Origin of the sequence: Streptomyces amritsarensis, from assembly GCF_001953875.1 — a bacterium.
In the GTDB taxonomy this organism is placed as follows: domain Bacteria; phylum Actinomycetota; class Actinomycetes; order Streptomycetales; family Streptomycetaceae; genus Streptomyces; species Streptomyces amritsarensis.
Genome location: NZ_MQUR01000207.1, coordinates 1 through 1,542, shown reverse-complemented (window position 1 = coordinate 1,542; position 1,542 = coordinate 1). Strand labels below are relative to the sequence as shown.

The window sequence follows — 1,542 nt, the reverse complement described above, 5'->3', positions numbered from 1 at the left end:
TGCCGACCAGCAGAACCAGAACCTAACGAAGCACTACTAGGCCGCTTCCTTCAGATCATCGGATCGTTGGTTGATACGTGTCGCTGACTGACGCCCAATGGGCCCGCATCGAGCCGTTGCTGCCGGACCGGACGCCTCGGCAGGGTGGGCGGTGGCGTGATCACCGGCAGGTGATCGACGCGGACGCGTTCAAGTACCGCACCGGAACACCGTGGATGGACCTGCCCGAGCACTTCGGGTCGTGGAAGGGCGCCCACAACCGGCTGCGGATGTGGGCCGCCGACGGCACTTGGGAGCGCGTGTTCACGGCCCTGCTCGCCCAGGCCGATGCCGAGGGCGCCCTGGACTGGGTGGTCGCGGTCGACTCCACGATCGTCCGCGCTCATCAGCACGCCGCCCGGGCCCGTCAAAAGGGGCCCCGGCCGGCGAGCCGGACGCCCACGCCCTCGGGCGCTCCCGCGGCGGGCTGACCACGGAGATCCACCTCGCCACGGACGGCCGCTGCGGACCGCTGGCGTTCGTCGGCCTACTCGTCCCGGGCGATCCGCCGTCATCTGCGGCGGCGCAGGATCCGGGCGGTGATCCCGTAGCCCGCCGACCAGGCCGTGAACCGCAAGCGCCTCGGCCGGTTCGGCGGCCGCCCGCCAGCCTTCGACCGTGAGGCTTGCAAGCAGCGGAACACCGTTGAGCGGTGCATCAACAAGCTCAAGCAGTGGCGTGGCCTGGCCACTCGCTACGACAAGAACGCCACCATCTACCTCGCCGGACTCCACCTGGCCGCCATGTTCATCTGGTCAGCAAGGTGATCCGAATATGCGGCCTATCGTTCGCTCCGCCAGTTGACGAAGGACACCTCGTCCTGCAGGGAGATACTGATCTTCCCCTTTCGAAACACCGCATCGCTCAGGAGCCGATGAAGGAACTCGGCCATGCCGAGAGGGTGCAACTGCATCTCAGGGTTGGTGTGTCGTCCGCAGATCAGGACCGGCCATCGATCCGGGTCGTCGTCCGTGGTCACCCAGCAGTAGATGTCCGCGCCCGAGGTCACGGCCCAGGCCACGATGGACTCGGGGTCCACGTCGAAGTCGGCGCCGTCCCGGCACATCTCCCAGGTCTCGCGGGCGTTCTCCGTCTCGTCCCGCAAGCCCGGGCCGTCCCTGTAGGGGTATCCCTCGGCCCGCAGCGACGGCAGCAGGATGCTGATTCCGTCGCTGATCGCCCCCGACCCGTACACCTCCATGAAGCGGACGTAGTCCGAGGGGAACCGGGTCCCCCAGGCTGCCTCGACCTCGTCCCAGTCGACCTGCTCGTCGCCCCCGACAGTAACCGGCATGAGCTCGGCAAGTGCCGCCACCGCTTCCGTCCCGCGCATGTCCCTACCCTTCGTCCCGCCGCCCGCACTGCGCGGCGCTCGCCTCCAGGGCCCAACCTACGAGGACGGGCTCTGCAGCGAATCTCCAGGGCCCCGTCTCCGGAGCCCTGCAAGATCCGAAAGAGACGGCCTAGTAGTGCTTCGTTAGGTTCTGGTTCTGCTGGTCGGCA

At 67.8% G+C, this 1,542-nt stretch carries 1 protein-coding gene and 1 pseudogene; one reads left to right on the top strand and one right to left on the bottom strand.

Annotation, left to right across the window (positions count from 1 at the left end):
• Nucleotides 1-77: 77 nt before the first annotated feature.
• Nucleotides 78-806: pseudogene (locus AVW11_RS35540) on the top strand (IS5 family transposase).
• A 14-nt stretch (nt 807-820) separates the two neighbouring features.
• Here the strand turns inward: AVW11_RS35540 and AVW11_RS35535 are convergent.
• Entirely contained in the window at nt 821-1,372 is a 552-nt protein-coding gene (locus AVW11_RS35535) for an SMI1/KNR4 family protein (protein WP_060179589.1), read from the bottom strand.
• Nucleotides 1,373-1,542: the final 170 nt, after the last annotated feature.

Excerpts from the sequence above, each read along its gene's own strand:
- AVW11_RS35535 (WP_060179589.1), bottom strand. The coding sequence starts at position 1,372 with ATGCGCGGGACGGAAGCGGTGGCGGCACTTGCCGAGCTCATGCCGGTT.